The sequence below is a fragment of the Caulobacter sp. Root487D2Y genome (assembly GCF_001427165.1).
Taxonomy (GTDB): domain Bacteria; phylum Pseudomonadota; class Alphaproteobacteria; order Caulobacterales; family Caulobacteraceae; genus Caulobacter.
This window is the reverse complement of sequence record NZ_LMFD01000010.1, coordinates 1,261,788-1,277,705: the sequence shown is the minus strand read 5'-3', so window position 1 is coordinate 1,277,705 and position 15,918 is coordinate 1,261,788. Positions and strand designations below refer to the sequence as shown.

Sequence of the window (15,918 nt, the reverse complement as noted above, 5' to 3'; positions counted from 1 at the left end):
GAACAGTGATGAGCGTTGAAGACAGCGAAGACCGCTGGGTGTTCGGATATGGATCGCTGATGTGGCGGCCCGGGTTCCCGTTCATAGAGCGAAGAACGGCTCTGCTCCATGGGCGCCGCCGGGCCTTCTGCATCTATTCGGTCCATCACCGGGGCACTTACGAGCGGCCGGGACTGGTTCTGGGCCTGGCGCCGGGCGGGGCGGTGCGCGGCGTGGCCTACCGGGTGGCCGGCGCGGAATGGGCCGAGGTCTACGCCTATCTGCGCGAACGCGAGCAGCCGACCGAGACCTATTTCGAGGCCTGGTCCGACCTGAAGATCGACGGAAACGGCAAGGCGAAGTCGCTGGTCTTCCTGTCGGACATGAAGCACGGCCAGTGGGCGGGGGCGCTGACCCTCGAGCAGCAGGCCGAGCTGATCGCCGGGGCGACGGGGCTGTCGGGCCGCAACGTCGACTATCTGCGCGACCTGGTGATGCACCTGCGCGAGGACGGGGTGCGTGACCACGCCATGGAGTCGCTGCTGAAGATGGTCGAGGCGCGGGAGGGGACGGCCTAGGGCTGATCGACATTCGGCTTCGGAAGCGAAAAACCTCGTCCTTCGACAGGCTCAGGATGAGGTTTTCTACTGCCACGGCGTGCACAATGGTCCTCATCCTGAGCTTGTCGAAGGACGAGGACCACGCACCAGACTTGAATATCGATAGGCCCTAGGACCGGCTGGTCCGCATCGCCTCCAGCCTTCGATAAACCTCGCCCAGCCGCCGCTCGCAGATCGCGCGCAGGGCCGGAGTCGCCGCCTGCTGCTTGGCCTGTCCATCCGGCGCGAAGACCTGTTCGGGCGTCTTGGCGTCGCGGAGCGCGGCGGCGCGCATGGCCTGGGCTTCGGTCTCCGACACCGCGACGCCGAAGTGCGGCAGGATCTCCGCGAACAGCGCCTCGGGGAGCTGGCGATAGTTCACCAGCCGCCCGCCGCCCGCCGGATGGTGGCGCGCCGCGCCCGCGCAGACCGCCGCCAGGACCCGGGCGCAGTAGTCCTCGTCGGGCACCCCGTCCGGCAGGTCGATCCCGAAGGTCGCCGGAGGTACTAGGCTGGGCGTCATCTGGATGCCGCGGCGCCGGATGTGCGAGACCAGCACCTCCACCGGGTCGCGATAGAGGAACACCCACGGCGTGTCGGGAAAGGCGCGCCGGAACAGGGGCAGGTCCAGGCTGTGCCAGCAGTCCAGCTTGAGGAACAGGCGGCTTTCGCCGTTCCGCGCCTGGCCCAGGGCGGCGACCATGGCCCGCAGCAGGGCCACCTTGGCGTCGTCGGCGAGATCGGCGCGCCGGACGACGGCGTCGAGGGGGGGCGCTTCCGAGAGCACCACATTGTCCGGCGAGGCCGCCAGCATCCGCGCCGCCAGGGTCGAGCCGCAGCGCGACATGTGGAAGATCAAGCCGGCGGGCTCCAGCGCGGGCAGGGCGGCGGCCCAGGCCTCCAGATCGCTCAGGGGGGTGCGGACGCCGAACAGCCGATTGAAGGGCAGGAAGCGCTGGCGTGCGAGGGCGTGGTCGTAGAACGACTCCGTCAGGCGTCGCCGGCCGAAGCGAAGCCAGGCGACGGCGGCGCGGCCCTCGACCTGCACGACCTCGGCGGGCAGCCAGCCGGGCGAGGGCGCCAAGCCGTCGATCGAGGGCGGCCGGGACGGGGCGTAGAGCAGCGCCTTCACCGCCTCGGCGTCCAGCCGCACGCCCCGGGCCCGCGCCGCCTCGGTCGTCCGCGCGGCGAAGATCGAGAAATCCTCGATGTCGCAGAGCGCCTCCTGCAGGGCGACGTCCGACAGCACCACGGCGCGCAGCGACGCCAGGGCGTCCAAGGCCGGCGTCTTGGTCTCCAGGCTCGTCGGCATCGCGTCTCCCGTCGGGTCTTGTGAGGCCGCTCGCGGCTCGATAGCGTCAGTGGATGGTGTTCCCGGACAGATTGCAACTGCCGCCGAGCTTCGATCCGGCCCTGCTGCGGCGCGACCTGGACGCCCTGTCGGCCACGCCGTGGACCGCGCACTACGTCCAGCAGAACTACGAGGGCGACTGGAGCGTGATCCCGCTGCGCTGCGCGGCGGGGGAAACCCATCCGATCCGGATGATCTATGCCGATCCGACGGCCACGACCTTCGTCGACACGCCGATGCTGGCGGCCTGCCCCTATTTCCGCGCGGTGATCGCCGCCTTCGCCTGCGAGGTGCGCGGCGTTCGGCTGATGCGCCTGACGCCGGGTTCGATCATCAAGACGCACACCGACCTGGACCTGGACATCGAGTCCGGCGCGGCCCGCGTCCACGTGCCGGTGGTCACCAACCCCGACGTCGAGTTCCTGCTCAACGGCTCGCGGGTCGAGATGAAGGCGGGGCAGGCCTGGTATCTGCGCCTGAGCGACCCGCACGCCGTGGCCAATCGCGGGCCCGACGACCGCGTGCACCTGGTGCTGGACCTGCAGGTCAACGACTGGCTGACCGGGTTCTTCGACAATGCCCTGGCTGAGGCCTAGAGCCCCTCGTCCTCAAGGGCCTTGGTCGCCGTGTCGATCCGGGTCTGCAGCTCGCGCATGAACTCGCCGCGCTTCAGGCCGGCGGGGATCGGCGGCAGGTATTCGAAGACGATCGTGCCCGGCGGCCGCATGAAGCCCTTCGGCCAATGGACGCCGCAGTTCAGGGCCAGCGGCGTGACCGGCAGGTTCAGCTCGCGATAGAGGGCGGCGATGCCGGGCTTGTAGTCGCCGGGCACGCCGACGTCGCCGCGCGTGCCTTCCGGGAAGATCACGACCTGTCGGGTTTCCTTCATGCGGTCGACGGCGTCGCGGACCAGCTTCTTCAGCGCGGTCGAATGGCCCGCCCGGTCGACGACGATCATGCCGGCCTTCAGTCCGTGCCAGCCGAACAGCGGCACCATCAGCAGCTCCTTCTTCATCACGAAGCAGGCGTCGGGCAGCAGAGCGAACTGACTGAAGACATCGAACATCGACTGGTGCTTGGACGCGACCAGCGCCGGTCCGATCGGCCGGTATTGCTCGCCCCGCACCTCGACCTTGATGTCGGCCAGCCAGCGCAGACCCCAGATCAGACCCTTGGCCCAGGTCGACAACGACCAAGTGTTGGCGCGGCGCGGCAGGGGATAGGTCAGCACCATGCCGATGGCCCAGGCCACCGACCAGAGCCAGAAGAACAGCTGAAACAGGAACGAACGCAGATAGATCAAGACGCTTCCTTCGCCGGCTCCGGGCCGGCCTTGTGTTCGGCCTTTTCCTTGGGTCCCAGGCTGAGGAACGCCTCGCGCCCCAGGATCGCCAGGTACTTGCAGTATTCCACGGTCATGCGCCGGGCGCTCGTGCCGCCTTTCCACCAGCGGTGGGCGTTCAGGCTTTCGGTGACCACGGGGTAGGGGTGCAGGGTCACGTCGGGCATGGCGGCGTGCAGCTCCAGCATCGAGCGCGGCATGTGGTAGTCGGCGGTGACCACGATCAGGCTGTGATAGTTCTTGGCCTTGGCCCATTCGGCGGACTCGCTGGCGTTGCCGACGGTGTCGGCGGCCGCGTAGCCCAGGTCGACGCAGCATTCGTAGATCGGCCGCACGGCCTTGGTCACGCCCAGCACGTCTTCGCGGGACGCCTCGCGGTTGACGCCCGAGATCAGCAGGCGCTTGCCCTTGCCGGCCTCCAGCAGCTTGGTCGCCGCCTCGAGCCGCACGTTGGAGGCGCCGGTCAGCACCACCACCCCGTCCGACACCGGCGGTTCCTGGGCGGGGGTGGACTGATCGACGCGGCTGGTGAAGGCCAGCAGGCCGACGAACCAGACCATCACCACGATCAGCAGCGCTGCGATGCTCTTCACGGCATGCCTCTCAACAGGCGCAGGGAGGCCGCGCGGGCCGCGATCCCGGCCACCAGCGCCGCCACCAACGGGCAGGGCAGGGGCGCCAAGAGATCGATCCAGGCCAGCGGCAGGACCGGCGTCAGTCCCTGGCCGCCCCCCAAGAGCCGCGCCGCCGCCCCAATCATGGCCGCGCTGGCCCCGCCCAGCAAGCCGGCGATGAAGGCCATGCCCGCGAAACGGTTCTGGAACAGGTTGGCGATGAAGCCGTCCTCGGCCCCCGACAGGTGCAGCACCTCGACGATGTCGTGGCGCGCGGTCAGGGCGGCGCGGGTGGCGAAGACGATCACGGCGGCGGCGGCCGTGGCGATCAGGGCGAAGACGCCGATGGCGGCCCAGCCGGCCAGGCGCGCGGCGCGCTCGATGTCGGCGATCCAGCGGCTGTGGTCGTCGACCACGGCGTCGACATTGGCGTCCTTCAACGCCTTGTTCAGCGTGGCGGCGGTGGCGGGGGCCTTCGGGTCGAGGTCCAGGGTCACCAGGCGCGGCACGGGCAGGTCGGCGATCAGGGCCTCGCGGCCGATCCACGGCTCGAGCAGGGCCTCGGCCTTCTCCTTGGGCAGGGCGCGGGCCTCGTCGACGCCCTTGACGCCCGACAGGGTCTCGGCGGCGCGGGCCGCGGCGCTGTCGGGGCTCTCGTTGGCGCGGGGCCGGACCACGACCGTGGCCGAGCCGGTCAGCTGCGCGGTCCAGCCGGTGGCGGCGCGGGTCGAGGCGATCGCGGCCAGAGCCGTCAGGCAGGCCAGGAAGCACAGCACGGCGACCACGAACACCAGCGATCCGTCGCGCGCGTCGCGCGGCGGCAGCAACTGGCCCGGCTTCCAGCGGGCGACGGAGAACTCGCTCAAGCGTCGTCCTCCTCGTCTTCGTAGTTGTCGTCGTCCTCGTAGCCGTAGGTTTCGCTGGGAGCCTCGTCGGCGAAATCGACCAGCCGGCCGTGCTCCAGGTGCAGAGTCGGGCGGTTGGCGCGGGCCACCAGGTCCTCGTCGTGGGTGGCGATCAGCACCGTGGTGCCCAGGCGGTTCAGCTCGACGAACAGCCGCAGCAGGCGCAGCGACATGGCCGGATCGACATTGCCGGTCGGCTCGTCGGCCAGCAGCACGTCGGGGCGGTCGACCACGGCGCGGGCGATGGCCAGGCGCTGCTTCTCGCCGCCCGACAGGGTGGCGGGCAGGGCGTGCATGCGGTCGCCCAGCCCGACCCACTGCAGCAGCTCGGCGACGTCCTCGCGGTAGGTGTTGGGCTTGCGGCCGGCGATGCGCAGCGGCAGGGCGGCGTTGTCGAACACCGACAGATGGTCCAGCAGGCGGAAGTCCTGGAAAACCACCCCGATGCGGCGGCGGATGAACGGCAGGTCCTCGGGTCGGGTCAGGCTGATGTCGCGGCCGAACAGCTCGACGCGACCCCGTGACGCACGGTGGGCCAGGTAGATCAGCTTGAGCAGCGAACTCTTTCCCGCGCCCGACGGGCCGGTGAGGAAATGGAAAGACCCTGGGTGTAAGGTGAACGCGAGATCGCTGAGCGTTTCCGGCCCGCGTCCGTACCGCATCGAAACACCTTCGAAGCGGACGACAGGGACGGTGTCGCCATCCTGGACGTCATCGATGCGCAAGGGTGTGTCGCTGGGTCGTGTGGACATGGCTGGCAAAATCGGCGACCTCGTGTGTAGGAGCGGGGAGCGTCCGATTCGCGGCCATGATACTGACCTGTCCCGAGTGCGCCAGCCGCTATTTCGTCGATGACTCCAAGGTCGGCGCGGCTGGCCGTGTCGTGCGCTGCGCGTCCTGCGGAGCGCGCTGGACGGCGCGCAACGAAGAAGCCCTGGATCTGTTCGTGGAGCCTTCGGCCGCCGATCTGGCGTCCGAGCCGAACCTGACCGCGCTGGACGGCGCGTCCAACCCCGCCGACGATCCCGAGACCCCGGTCGACCAACTGCCCGGCGAGGAACTGCCCAAGGTGTTCCGGGCCCGCGCCGACGCCGAGCGCCGCCTGAAAGAGGCCAAGACCACGGGCATCATCTGGGGCGGCATGGTCGCCGTCATGGTGGTGATGCTGGTGGCGGCCGGCGTGTTCCGCATGAACGTCGCCCATCTGTGGCCCAGCACGGCGGGGGCCTACGCCTTCGCCCGCATGCCCGTGAACAATGTCGGCCTGGTGGTCGAGGACCTGAAGGCCGAGCCGTCGATGCAGAACGGTCACGCCGCCATCACCGTCACCGGCGTGCTGCGCAACATCACCGACCACGCGGTGACCACGCCGCCGCTGCGGGTGGCCCTGCTCAACAAGCACGAGAAGCGGGTGGCCGGAAAGCTGGCCGCCGCCGCCGATCCGCTGATTCCGCCCAGCCAGACCCGGCACTTCTCGGTGACCCTGCTGGACCCGCCCCGCACGGCCAACACCCTGGAAATCGGCTTCGCTCTCGAGCCGGGCGCGGCCAAGGCGGCCGGGACCGCGGCCCATCCGAACCACGTCGCCGACCCGCAGGCGCCGTCGCTGCGCGGCGCCCAGGACCAGCCGGCCGACCTGGCGGCGGGCGGGCAACCGTCGATCGACGAGACGCAAGGGGCTGGACACGAGCCCCCAGGTCATGAGACCGGAGCGGTCGAACCGGCCCCGGCCGACCATCATTGACCAAGAAATCCTGAAATGAACGAACGCCCCGCCCCCGAAGTCCTGATTTCTCAGGAAGAAATCGCCGAGCGGGTGGAAGCCCTGGCCCAGGCCATCGCCCCGCGCATCGACAACGACACCGTCGTCGTCTGCCTGCTGACCGGCGGCCTGTGGTTCGCCGCCGACCTGACCCGGGCCCTGTGGCGCGCCGGTCGCGACGTCCGCTTCGACGCCCTGTGGCTGGCCTCCTACCATGACGAACGCAAGAGCTCGGGCCGCTGCGAGGTCCGCGCCGATCTGCAGCGCCCGCTGGTCGGCCGCCGCGCCCTGGTGGTGGACGACGTGCTCGACACCGGCCTGTCGCTGGGCGAGGCCGCCAAGCTGGTCAAGGACGCCGGCGCCAGCGAAGTCCTGACCGCCGTCTTCGCCCGCAAGCCCTGGGACAAGCCGCGCATCGAGCCCGACTTCATCGCCTGGGAAGCCCCGGCCCGCTACCTGGTCGGCTACGGCCTGGACGACGAAGGCAAGAGCCGCGGCCTGCCGTATATCGGGGCGCTGGATTAGCGATCCTTTCCTTCTCCCCTTGCGGGAGAAGGTGGCGGCGCGGCCGCCGGATGAGGGATCTCTCAAAAACAAAAGCCGCGTCCGGTCTTACGACTGGGCGCGGCTTTTCTGTTCTTCGCCCCCTCACCCGACCCGCTTCGCGGGCCACCCTCTCCCGCGAGGGGAGAGGGATTAGTCAGGCCGCCCGCCGACCTCCGACCTGACCCTTCTGGCCGACGTCGAAGATCTCGACCCGCGCCGACAGCTCGCGGCTTTCGACCTGCAGGGTGTGGGCCGCGGCGGTGGTTTCCTCGACCATGGCGGCGTTGCGCTGAACCACGCGGTCCATCTCGGCCATGGTGGTGTTGACCTCGCCCAGGCCCTGGGCCTGGTCCTGAGCCGAGCGGGCGATGGCGGTGACCTGCTGGTCGATCTTGGCCACCACGTCGACGATCCGCTGCAGGGCCTCGCGGGTGCGGCCCACGCGCTCGACGCCCGCCGCGACCTGGGCGCCGGACTCGTTGACCAGGCCCTTGATCTCCTTGGCCGCGTCGGCCGAACGCTGGGCCAGGGCCCGGACTTCCTGCGCCACCACCGCGAAGCCGCGGCCGGCGTCGCCGGCCCGGGCCGCCTCGACCCCGGCGTTCAGGGCCAGCAGATTGGTCTGGAAGGCGATCTCGTCGATCACCCCGATGATGTGGCCGATCTTGCCGGACGAGGCCTCGATCAGGGTCATGGCCTCGACCGCCTCGGTGACCACCGGATCGGAGCGTTCGACCTCGGAGCGGGCCGACGCGGCGGCAGCGTTGGCCTGGTGGGCGCTTTCGGCGGTCGAGCGCACGGCGGCGGTGATCTGGTCCAGGGCGGCGGCGGTCTGCACCAGGCCGGCGGCCTGCTGTTCGGTGCGGTCGGCCAGCTCGTCGACGGCGCGGGCCATGTCGACCACGCCGGCGGTCATGCTGGAGGCGTTGCCGGTGATCTCGTGCATCGCGGCCTGCAACTTCTCCATCGCCCCGTTGAAGTCCGAGCGCAGCGGCTCGTAGCGAAGGGCGAAGGGTTGGGTCAGGCGGCAAGTCAGGTCGCCGCGCGACAGGCGGGCCAGGCCGGCGGCCACCGTGTCGACGACCAGGACCTGCTCGGCCTCCAGAGCCGCCTTCTGGGCGGCCTGTTCGGCGTTGTCGGCGTCGCGGGCGGCGCGGGCCGTCTCGGCGGCGGCGTTGGCCTCGTCGGCTTCGCGGGCGGCGGCCAGGGCCTTGTCGGTGCGGGCGTTGACGGTGACGAACAGCTGCGAGACGCCGGCCGTCAGCCAGATCAGCGACCAGGCGGTGACGACGGTGACCCCGGCGTTGAAGGCGATCCGCAGGGGCGTGACGGCGCCCGGCATCAGCAGATTGGGCGCGAAGATGGAGGCGCCGACGTCGATGGCGACGACGCTGGCCGCGCCGACCGCCACCACCCGCCAGTCGCCATAGGCCACCAGCAGCGCCAGGGCGGCCAGATAGGCCATGCGGGCGTCGGTCTGCCAGGCGTGGCCGGAGAACGCGGCGACGAACAGCGTGACCTGGCCGGCCAGGCTGATGGCGGTGGAGATCCGCTGGGCGACGCTGTCGCGCCAGATCGCGAAGCCGCCCCAGGCCATCGCGCCGAACGCCACCGAGCCCAGCGCCAGGCCCAGCACGGGTCCGCCGGCGAACAGGCGGGCGGCCGGAACCATCAGGACCATCGCGGCGATGCACGCCAGGATCAGATGGCCGCCGACCCGTCGCTGGGCCTCGATGCTGTCGAACTCGATCATCGGGCTACTCCACTCCGCCAAGACGCCCTGTGACGTTTGGATCGCGGAGGTTAATCCCAGGTGAGATGTAGGGCTTTTGCGGGTTAGGTATGAATACCTAAGGCCGCGGCCTGGAGCCGGTCGACATGCGGCTTCGGGAAGCGAAACCTCGTCCTTCGACACGCTCAGGATGAGGTTTCCACGGGCACGGCCTGCACAATGGTCCTCATCCTGAGCGTGTCGAAGGACGAGGACCAAGCACAATGCTTGAATGTCGAAACGCCCTAGACCCAGTCCGGCGTCACGTCCCGGCTGAGCATTTCATCGTACGACGGCCGCGCCCGGATCACCGCGAACCGGTCGCCGTCGACCAGCACCTCGGGGACCAGCGGGCGGGTGTTGTACTCGCTGGCCATGGCCGCGCCGTAGGCTCCGGCCGACATGAAGGCCACCAGGTCGCCCGGCCCGAACGGCGGCAGGGAGCGGTCGCGGGTGAAGGTGTCGCCGGTTTCGCAGACGGGTCCGACTACGTCGTAGGTCGTCTCGCCGGTCCGCTTGGTCACGGGGCGGATGTCGTGGAACGCGTCGTACATGGCTGGGCGCACGAGATCGTTCATGGCGGCGTCGATGACCAGGAACTTGCGGCCTTCCGGACGCTCGTGGACGTGGATGACTTCGGACACCAAGACGCCGGCGTTGGCGGCGATGACCCGGCCCGGCTCGAAGGCCAGCGTCACGGGCAACCCCTTGGTGACCTCGCCAACCATCGACGCGAAATCGGCCGGCGAGGGTGGTTCAGGATGGTTGAAATAGGGCACGCCCAGGCCGCCGCCCAGGTCCAGGCGCTCGACGTGCAGGCCCTCGTCCAGCAGCTGTTCGACCAGGCCCCGCATCTTGGTGAAGGCCTGGCGCATCGGCGTCAGGTCGGTGATCTGGCTGCCGATATGGCAGGCCACGCCGATCGGCTCGAGATTGGCGTGGTTGCTGGCGTTGGCGTAGAGGCGCGCGGCCTCGGCGAACGACACGCCGAACTTGTTCTCGGACTTGCCGGTGGCGATCTTGGCGTGGCCGCCGGCCGCGACGTCGGGATTGACCCGGAACGCCACCTTGGCCTTGACGCCCAGCTCGGCGGCGACCTGGGCGATCAGGTTCAGCTCGGGCTCGGACTCGACATTGATCTCGGCGACGCCGGCCCGCAGGGCGAAGGCGATCTCGCCGCGCTTCTTGCCCACGCCCGAGAACACGATGCGCTCGCCCGGAATGCCGGCGGCCAAGGCGCGGCGGACCTCGCCCTCCGACACCGTGTCGGCGCCGGCCCCCAGATCGCCCAGCACCTTCAGCACCGCGACGTTGGAATTGGCCTTCACCGCGTAGGCGATCAGCGGATCGACGACGCCGGCCGCGGCCAGGGCGTCGCGGAACACCGTGAAGTGCCGCTCCAGGGTGGCGCGGGAATAGACATAGACCGGCGTGCCGACCTCGCTGGCGATCCTGGCCAGCGGGACGCCTTCGCAGGCCAGGCCGTCGGGGCCGTATTCGAAATGGTTCACGTCAGGGTCTTTCTGGACACGCCGGCGTCGGCGGGTCCGCCCTCGTCCTTCGACAGGCTCAGGATGAGGGCTATTGCAGAGGCGTTTCGAATGAAATCCTCATCCTGAGCTTGTCGAGGGACGAGGATTTCAAGCACGAGGGGTCGTCAGTTCGGGGTCGCGCTGGGGAAGCCGGCGCCCGAGGGGCCGCCGAAGGGGTCGGGCTGGGTGCCGCCCAGAGGCGCGGCGCGGGTCGTGCGGTTGCTCGACGCCGGGTCCATGTTCTCCTGCGTGCCGTTGGCGCGGGCGGGCTGGTTGGCGGTTGCCGAACCCTTGCGGCGCTCGGCCTCGTAGGCGGCCTTCTTCTGGGCGTTCCACAGCGGGGCGGGACGCTCCAGTTCGGCCTGCTTGCCGCAGGCGGCCGCGGTCAGGGCCAGGGCGGCGAGGACGAGAACGGTAAGAGGGCGGCGGATCATCCGAGCAGTTCCTTCCAACGCGCGATCTGGGCGCGAACCTGGGCGGGAGCGGTCCCGCCATAACTCATCCGGCTGGCCGCCGAGGCGGCCGGGGTCAGCACGGCGTAGACCGCGTCGGTGATCCGGGGCTCGATGGCCTGGAATTCGCCGAGCGACAGGTCCGCCAGATCGACGCCTTTCATTTCAGCCGCCTTCACCGCCGAGCCTGTCACGTGGTGGGCGTCGCGGAAAGGCATGTTCAGTTCACGGACCAGCCAATCGGCCAGGTCCGTGGCCGTCGAGAAGCCCGCGCCGGCGGCGGCGGCCATCTTCTCGGTGTTCGGGGTCAGGTCCGACACCATGCCGGCCATGGCCAGCAGGGACAGCTCCAGGGCGTCGAAGGCCTCGAAGGTGGGGACCTTGTCCTCCTGCATGTCCTTCGAATAGGCCAGCGGCAGGCCCTTCATCACCACGGTCAGGGTGGTGAGCGAGCCCAGGATCCGGCCGACCTTGGCGCGGATCAGCTCGGCCGCGTCGGGGTTCTTCTTCTGCGGCATGATCGAGCTGCCGGTCGTGAAGGCGTCGGTCAGCTTGATGAAGCCGAACATCGGCGTCGTCCACAGCACGATCTCCTCGGCCAGGCGCGACAGGTGCGTGGCGGTGATCGAGGCGGCGGACAGGGCCTCCAGGGCGAAGTCACGGGCCGAGACGCTGTCCAGCGAATTGGCGGTCGGGCGGTCGAAGCCCAGGCTGGCGGCGGTCTGGTGGCGATCGATCGGGAACGGCGAGCCGGCCAGGGCGGCGGCGCCCAGCGGGCACTCGTTCATCCGGGCCCGGGCGTCGCGGAACCGCGAGGCGTCGCGGCCGAACATCTCGACATAGGCCATCAGATGATGGCCGAAGGTCACCGGCTGGGCCGGCTGCAGGTGGGTGAAGCCCGGCATCAGGGCGTCGGCATGGGCCTCGGCCTGGGCGACCAGGGCGCGCTGCAGGGCCTCCAGCTGGCCCGCCGAACGCTCGCAGGCCTCGCGCACCCACAGGCGGAAGTCGACGGCCACCTGGTCGTTGCGCGAGCGGGCGGTGTGCAGCCGGCCGGCCGTCGGGCCGATCAGCTCGCGCAGCCGCGCCTCGATGTTCATGTGGATGTCTTCGTACTCGTCGCGGAACGGGAAGGCCCCGGCCGTGATCTCGCCCTCGATGGCGTCGAGACCTTTCAGGATTTCCTCGCCGTCCTCCCTTGCAATCACGCCCTGGCTGATCAACATCCGCGCATGGGCGCGGGAGCCCGCCAGGTCCTGCGCCCACAGGCGCTTGTCGAAGCCGATGCTGACATTGATCGCCTGCATCAGCTCCGCCGGCTTGGCCGAGAACCTGCCGCCCCACATGGCTTGGCCCTGTCCGCCCGTCGCGGTCCTGGGCTTATCGGAGGCGTTGTCGGTCATATGAGCGAAGTCCAGTCGAACGAGGGCGCGGGCGGGCGCAAGCCCAGCCCGCTGAAGTGGGCGATCGGCGCCGTTCTGCTGATCGGCGTCGCGGCGGTTCTATACGTCATGGCTCAGGCTTCATTCAAACCCGCAGGCGTGGTCGACCTCAAGGAATTCAAGAAAGCGTCCTTAGAGAAGCTGGACATCCCCGCTGAACCGCGCGCCGCGCCGGCCACGGTGTTCACCGACGGAGCCGGAAAGCCCCACACCCTGGCCGACTTCAAGGGCCAGGTGGTGGTGATGAACCTCTGGGCGACCTGGTGCGCGCCCTGCAAGAAGGAGATGCCGACGCTGGGCAAGCTGCAGGCCGCCTATGCGACCCAGCCGCTGAAGGTGCTGCCGATAAGCGTCGACCGCGACAGCGACCTCAACCTGGTCCAGGCCGAAATGGCCGCCAACCCGCCGCTGCAGGTCTATCGCGACCCCGGCTACAAGCTGTCGTTCGAACTGGATCCGCGCGCGGTCGGATACCCGACCACCGTCATCTACGACAAGCAGGGCCGCGAGCGGGCTCGGCTGTCCGGCGACGCCGACTGGTCCAGCCCCGAAGCCCGGGGCCTGGTCGAGGCGTTGCTGCGCGAGCGCTAGGGCGTCCCGCACGCTTAAGCATACCGGCGTTTTTTGAATTGACCCCTCAACAGGGGCGTGTCCACTGTGCCGTGCAATCCTGGATTTGGGCCTGCGAACCGCTACCCGGACGACTGAGATTGTTACCCGCCCGCTTGTCCGGGCATTGGATCGGCTATCTCTAGGAGACACTCCATGGCTACCGGCGTGGTGAAATGGTTCAACGGCACCAAGGGCTTCGGCTTCATCCAGCCCGATGACGGCGGCAAGGACGTTTTCGTCCACATCAGCGCCGTCGAGCGCGCGGGCCTGCGCGGCCTGGACGAAGGCCAGAAGGTCAGCTTCGACACCGCCGAGGAACGCGGCAAGGTCGCGGCGGCCAATCTGAAGGCGCTCTAGAAGGCGTTTTCGCCAGAAGCGCGAATTTGAAGGGCGTCGGCTCCAACCAGCCGGCGCCCTTCTGCTATTGATGAGTCGATGACCGTCGATCCTCGTCTTCTCGAAATCGTCGCCGATCGCGCCTGGCCGGCGCGCCAGAGCGGGGCGTTGGGCGGCTGGCGGCTGAACGCCTCGGACGGCTGGTCGCTGCGGATCAACGCCTGCTGGCCGCTGGGCGAGCCCGACCGGCCGATCGACGAGGCCATCGACGCGGCCGAGGCCTTCTACGCCGCCCATGGCCTGCCCGCCCGCTTCAAGCTGTCGGACGGGGCGGTGGTGCCGGCCAACCTGTCCGAACACCTGCGCGCCCGCGGCTATCGCCCGACCCACGGCACCCTGGTGATGGTGGGCGAGGCCTCGGGGATGATCGCGGGGGCGACGGACATGGCCGTGACGCTGTCCGACGCGCCCGACCCGGCCTTCGAGGCGGTGCTGACCGCCAGCGCCGCCGGCAATGCCGCCGACGCCCGCGAACGCCTGGACGCCCTGGCCCGCATCCCCGCGCCGGCCCGCTTCGCGCGGCTGGATCTGGGCGGCGAGGTGGCGGCCCTGGGCGCGAGCGCGATCGACGGCGAATGGGCGGGGATCTTCGGCATGCGCACCCTGCCGGGGCATCGCCGCAAGGGCCTGGCCAGCCGGATCCTGGCCGCCCTGCTGCACGAGGCCCGGGGGCTGGGCGCGCGCCGGGCCTATCTGCAGGTCGAGGCCGACAACGCCCCGGCCATCGCGCTCTACAGCGGCCTGGGCTTCGTGCCGGCCTACGGCTATCGCTACTGGGTGGTCGAGTAGGCGGCGCGCCTCACACGGCGCGCTTGATGATCGCCGCGAACAGGACGACCCCGGCCACGGCCATCAGCAGCGACATGAACAGCACCGACCGGCCCAGGCGAAACGGTCCGGTCCGTTCGATGGCCTTGAGCGTCACCCAGTAGTCGAGCAGTCCAACGATCATGGCGACCGTGCCCATGCTGACCAGGAAGAGCCCGACCCTGCGCGGGCTTTCGGGGCGTTCCAGCGCGCCCGCCTTGGCGGCCGTCTCCAGGAACTTGTAGATCGTGAACCCGAAGCTGAGCATCGACAGCGAGGTGCGCAGCCAGGCCATCAGCGTCCGGTCGGCCGCCAGCACGGTGCGCACCGCGCCGTGATCGGCGGGGAGGGCGGGTTGGGATCCGGGGCGGTCGGTCACGGACGGTCTCTATTTCGGATAGAGGAAGGTGGCGATGAACCTCAGGCCCCATTCCGGCCCGACCCCGTCCTGGGCGGCATAGGCCCGCGCGCCGCCGCCCAGCGACACCCTCTGGCCGCCGAATTTGTAGACGTGGGTGACCGTCAGGTTGATCGGCACGGTCCAGCCCTTGGTCTTCCAGTTGTAGGTGCTCTCGGCGTTGATCCCGAAGGTCGTGGCCGTCGGCGTGGTGTAGCTGAGGAAGGGCTGGAGGAAGGTCTGGCTGACGTCGGGCCGGTTGCTTCCGTCGGCGTCGGCGAAGGACCAGATGTGGTTGGCCAGCACGCCGTAGGTGTAGCCGTGCTGCTGCTTGAGCAGCAGGGCGGTGGGGCCCGCGCCCCATTTCTTGGTTCCCAGATCCGACTCCCCGATCGGCCACAGGACGGCCGGGCCGACGGCCCAGACCAGGCCGTCGTGCTCGGCTTTCGGCGAGAAGAAGAAACTCTGGGTGACGTCGCTGACGCCGAAGGCGGTGTCGTCGCCGGGCTGGACGTGCTCGGTCTTCACGATCGGCACGATGGTGCGGACGATCAGGTTCCAGTCCTGGTTCAGCGAGAACGGGACCACCGGCTGGACGTTCAAGGTGTAGCGCCCGCCGTCCTCGGGGCCGTAGCAGCAGTCGTAGTTCTGCTGGAACGGGACGCTGATCAGGTTGGAGACCGGGTTGTTCAGCTTTTTGGCCAGTTCGGCGCTGTCGTCCTGGGCGTGGGCCAGGGCGGGGGCCAGGCAGCACGCGACGACGGAAAGCGCGGGGAGCCAGAGGCGGCGGCCGTTGGGCCAGGTCGAAGGACGCTGCGGCACGAGAACTCTCCACTCGGACCGGTCCGGGCCCAGGTGGACTATCCGGCGCGCGGCTGGCCCGCGCCATGGTGCGAAGTCCCATCGAGCTGTCGGAAATTCCCGGAGGCCGGTGGTGAAGGTCGAACGATCGTGGATCGGTCGGGGACACGCACGCGCCCCACATTGCGGCCGGGGGACATGCTCTCATGGCAAGACCTTGGCGGGTTTGCAGGGCGCTCGCCGTGAGTGCGTGCCCCCAACGTCGCCCGTTGCGTCGGACGCTCTTGGCACCGAGAGAGCCTGGAAGTGTCGGGGATGTCGTTGGGGACACGCACTCACCCCACGCTTCGGAGATGATTTGGCGAGGCGTTGCCGTGAGAGCATGTCCCCGGTTGGCGTCTATGCTCGGCGCATAGCCAACAAACCCCCGCGATTTCAACGCCCCGAACTTTCTCGACCCGATTTGATCCTCACCCTCCAAACCGCCCGTATCCTGATACCACCTCGTCGCGGGGAAAGGGCGCATGGCCAGCGACCGATGCGGCGGCGGGGGGCGATCGAGCGGGAAGCTCTGTCGGCGGCGCGGTTCGCGTGCGTAGGGACCTCGTCA

18 protein-coding genes and 1 pseudogene are annotated in these 15,918 nt (G+C 69.5%); 7 read left to right on the top strand and 12 right to left on the bottom strand.

Features of this window, described 5'->3' with window-relative positions; translation table 11 throughout:
• Positions 1-8 precede the first annotated feature (8 nt).
• Positions 9-557: a gamma-glutamylcyclotransferase gene (locus ASD38_RS15790; RefSeq protein ID WP_056461256.1), complete on the top strand. Its 549-nt coding sequence runs from the start codon at positions 9-11 to the stop codon at positions 555-557.
• 151 nt (positions 558-708) lie between these two features.
• Here the strand turns inward: ASD38_RS15790 and ASD38_RS15785 are convergent, their stop codons facing one another.
• Positions 709-1,890: an aspartyl beta-hydroxylase gene (locus ASD38_RS15785; RefSeq protein WP_056461253.1), complete on the bottom strand. Its 1,182-nt coding sequence runs from the start codon at positions 1,888-1,890 to the stop codon at positions 709-711.
• A gap of 71 nt (positions 1,891-1,961) precedes the next feature.
• Here ASD38_RS15785 and ASD38_RS15780 point away from each other — a divergent pair, with 71 nt between their 5' ends.
• Positions 1,962-2,525 (top strand): aspartyl/asparaginyl beta-hydroxylase domain-containing protein, encoded by a 564-nt coding sequence (locus tag ASD38_RS15780; RefSeq protein WP_235523849.1) that lies wholly within the window; start codon positions 1,962-1,964, stop codon positions 2,523-2,525.
• On the opposite strand, the gene ASD38_RS15775 is transcribed toward ASD38_RS15780, so the two are convergent.
• The 4 genes from ASD38_RS15775 to ftsE are packed head-to-tail and all read right to left on the bottom strand — an operon-like array spanning position 2,522 to position 5,515.
• Entirely contained in the window at positions 2,522-3,232 is a 711-nt protein-coding gene (locus ASD38_RS15775; protein ID WP_056461246.1) for a lysophospholipid acyltransferase family protein, read from the bottom strand. The two genes, ASD38_RS15780 and ASD38_RS15775, sit on opposite strands and share 4 nt — an antisense overlap.
• The gene (locus tag ASD38_RS15770) at positions 3,229-3,864 is read right to left on the bottom strand and encodes a YdcF family protein (RefSeq protein ID WP_056461243.1); all 636 of its coding nucleotides are present in this window, start codon (positions 3,862-3,864) and stop codon (positions 3,229-3,231) included. The genes ASD38_RS15775 and ASD38_RS15770 overlap by 4 nt, the downstream gene beginning before the upstream one ends.
• Positions 3,861-4,751, bottom strand: a complete 891-nt coding sequence (locus ASD38_RS15765; protein ID WP_056461240.1) for a cell division protein FtsX — start codon at positions 4,749-4,751, stop codon at positions 3,861-3,863. Before ASD38_RS15765 ends, ASD38_RS15770 begins: the two co-directional genes overlap by 4 nt.
• A complete protein-coding gene (gene ftsE / locus ASD38_RS15760) occupies positions 4,748-5,515 on the bottom strand; it encodes a cell division ATP-binding protein FtsE (RefSeq protein ID WP_235523848.1) in 768 nt (255 codons plus the stop codon). The genes ASD38_RS15765 and ftsE overlap by 4 nt, the downstream gene beginning before the upstream one ends.
• A gap of 83 nt (positions 5,516-5,598) precedes the next feature.
• Between ftsE and ASD38_RS15755 the strand changes: the two genes are divergently transcribed.
• Positions 5,599-6,534 (top strand): MJ0042-type zinc finger domain-containing protein, encoded by a 936-nt coding sequence (locus ASD38_RS15755; protein WP_156390717.1) that lies wholly within the window; start codon positions 5,599-5,601, stop codon positions 6,532-6,534.
• A 15-nt stretch (positions 6,535-6,549) separates the two neighbouring features.
• A complete protein-coding gene (locus ASD38_RS15750; RefSeq protein ID WP_056445412.1) occupies positions 6,550-7,077 on the top strand; it encodes a phosphoribosyltransferase in 528 nt (175 codons plus the stop codon).
• Positions 7,078-7,252: 175 nt separating this feature from the next.
• On the opposite strand, the gene ASD38_RS15745 is transcribed toward ASD38_RS15750, so the two are convergent.
• The 4 genes from ASD38_RS15745 to argH form a co-directional block, all read right to left on the bottom strand.
• Complete coding sequence (locus tag ASD38_RS15745) at positions 7,253-8,851, bottom strand: methyl-accepting chemotaxis protein (RefSeq protein ID WP_056461234.1); 1,599 nt, start codon at positions 8,849-8,851, stop codon at positions 7,253-7,255.
• Between the two features lie 263 nt (positions 8,852-9,114).
• Positions 9,115-10,380, bottom strand: coding sequence for a diaminopimelate decarboxylase (gene lysA / locus ASD38_RS15740; protein ID WP_056445407.1), 1,266 nt, complete (start codon positions 10,378-10,380; stop codon positions 9,115-9,117).
• A gap of 146 nt (positions 10,381-10,526) precedes the next feature.
• A complete protein-coding gene (locus ASD38_RS15735) occupies positions 10,527-10,853 on the bottom strand; it encodes a hypothetical protein (RefSeq protein ID WP_056445405.1) in 327 nt (108 codons plus the stop codon).
• Complete coding sequence (gene argH / locus ASD38_RS15730) at positions 10,832-12,256, bottom strand: argininosuccinate lyase (protein WP_156390716.1); 1,425 nt, start codon at positions 12,254-12,256, stop codon at positions 10,832-10,834. The genes ASD38_RS15735 and argH overlap by 22 nt, the downstream gene beginning before the upstream one ends.
• Between argH and ASD38_RS15725 the strand changes: the two genes are divergently transcribed.
• The 3 genes from ASD38_RS15725 to ASD38_RS15715 all read left to right on the top strand — a co-directional run bounded on the left by ASD38_RS15725 (position 12,257) and on the right by ASD38_RS15715 (position 14,092).
• Positions 12,257-12,886 (top strand): TlpA family protein disulfide reductase, encoded by a 630-nt coding sequence (locus ASD38_RS15725; RefSeq protein ID WP_056461231.1) that lies wholly within the window; start codon positions 12,257-12,259, stop codon positions 12,884-12,886.
• A 174-nt stretch (positions 12,887-13,060) separates the two neighbouring features.
• Entirely contained in the window at positions 13,061-13,264 is a 204-nt protein-coding gene (locus tag ASD38_RS15720) for a cold-shock protein (protein ID WP_056445399.1), read from the top strand.
• 78 nt (positions 13,265-13,342) lie between these two features.
• Positions 13,343-14,092: a GNAT family N-acetyltransferase gene (locus ASD38_RS15715; protein ID WP_056461228.1), complete on the top strand. Its 750-nt coding sequence runs from the start codon at positions 13,343-13,345 to the stop codon at positions 14,090-14,092.
• Positions 14,093-14,102: 10 nt separating this feature from the next.
• Here the strand turns inward: ASD38_RS15715 and ASD38_RS15710 are convergent, their stop codons facing one another.
• The 3 genes and pseudogenes from ASD38_RS15710 to ASD38_RS25145 all read right to left on the bottom strand — a co-directional run.
• Positions 14,103-14,489, bottom strand: coding sequence for a YidH family protein (locus ASD38_RS15710; protein WP_056461225.1), 387 nt, complete (start codon positions 14,487-14,489; stop codon positions 14,103-14,105).
• 9 nt (positions 14,490-14,498) lie between these two features.
• On the bottom strand, positions 14,499-15,329 hold the full coding sequence (locus ASD38_RS15705; protein ID WP_056461222.1) for a hypothetical protein: 831 nt from the start codon (positions 15,327-15,329) through the stop codon (positions 14,499-14,501).
• Positions 15,330-15,806: 477 nt separating this feature from the next.
• A pseudogene (locus tag ASD38_RS25145) lies at positions 15,807-15,918 on the bottom strand (hypothetical protein); the annotation flags it as partial.

What these genes read in the sequence shown, in the direction of transcription:
- ASD38_RS15785 (WP_056461253.1), bottom strand. Translation starts at nt 1,890, where the DNA reads ATGCCGACGAGCCTGGAGACCAAGACGCCGGCCTTGGACGCCCTGGCG.
- ASD38_RS15750 (WP_056445412.1), top strand. Translation starts at nt 6,550, where the DNA reads ATGAACGAACGCCCCGCCCCCGAAGTCCTGATTTCTCAGGAAGAAATC.
- ASD38_RS15715 (WP_056461228.1), top strand. Translation starts at nt 13,343, where the DNA reads ATGACCGTCGATCCTCGTCTTCTCGAAATCGTCGCCGATCGCGCCTGG.
- ASD38_RS15725 (WP_056461231.1), top strand. Translation starts at nt 12,257, where the DNA reads ATGAGCGAAGTCCAGTCGAACGAGGGCGCGGGCGGGCGCAAGCCCAGC.
- argH (WP_156390716.1), bottom strand. Translation starts at nt 12,256, where the DNA reads ATGACCGACAACGCCTCCGATAAGCCCAGGACCGCGACGGGCGGACAG.
- ASD38_RS15745 (WP_056461234.1), bottom strand. Translation starts at nt 8,851, where the DNA reads ATGATCGAGTTCGACAGCATCGAGGCCCAGCGACGGGTCGGCGGCCAT.
- ASD38_RS15720 (WP_056445399.1), top strand. Translation starts at nt 13,061, where the DNA reads ATGGCTACCGGCGTGGTGAAATGGTTCAACGGCACCAAGGGCTTCGGC.
- ASD38_RS15755 (WP_156390717.1), top strand. Translation starts at nt 5,599, where the DNA reads ATGATACTGACCTGTCCCGAGTGCGCCAGCCGCTATTTCGTCGATGAC.
- ASD38_RS15790 (WP_056461256.1), top strand. Translation starts at nt 9, where the DNA reads ATGAGCGTTGAAGACAGCGAAGACCGCTGGGTGTTCGGATATGGATCG.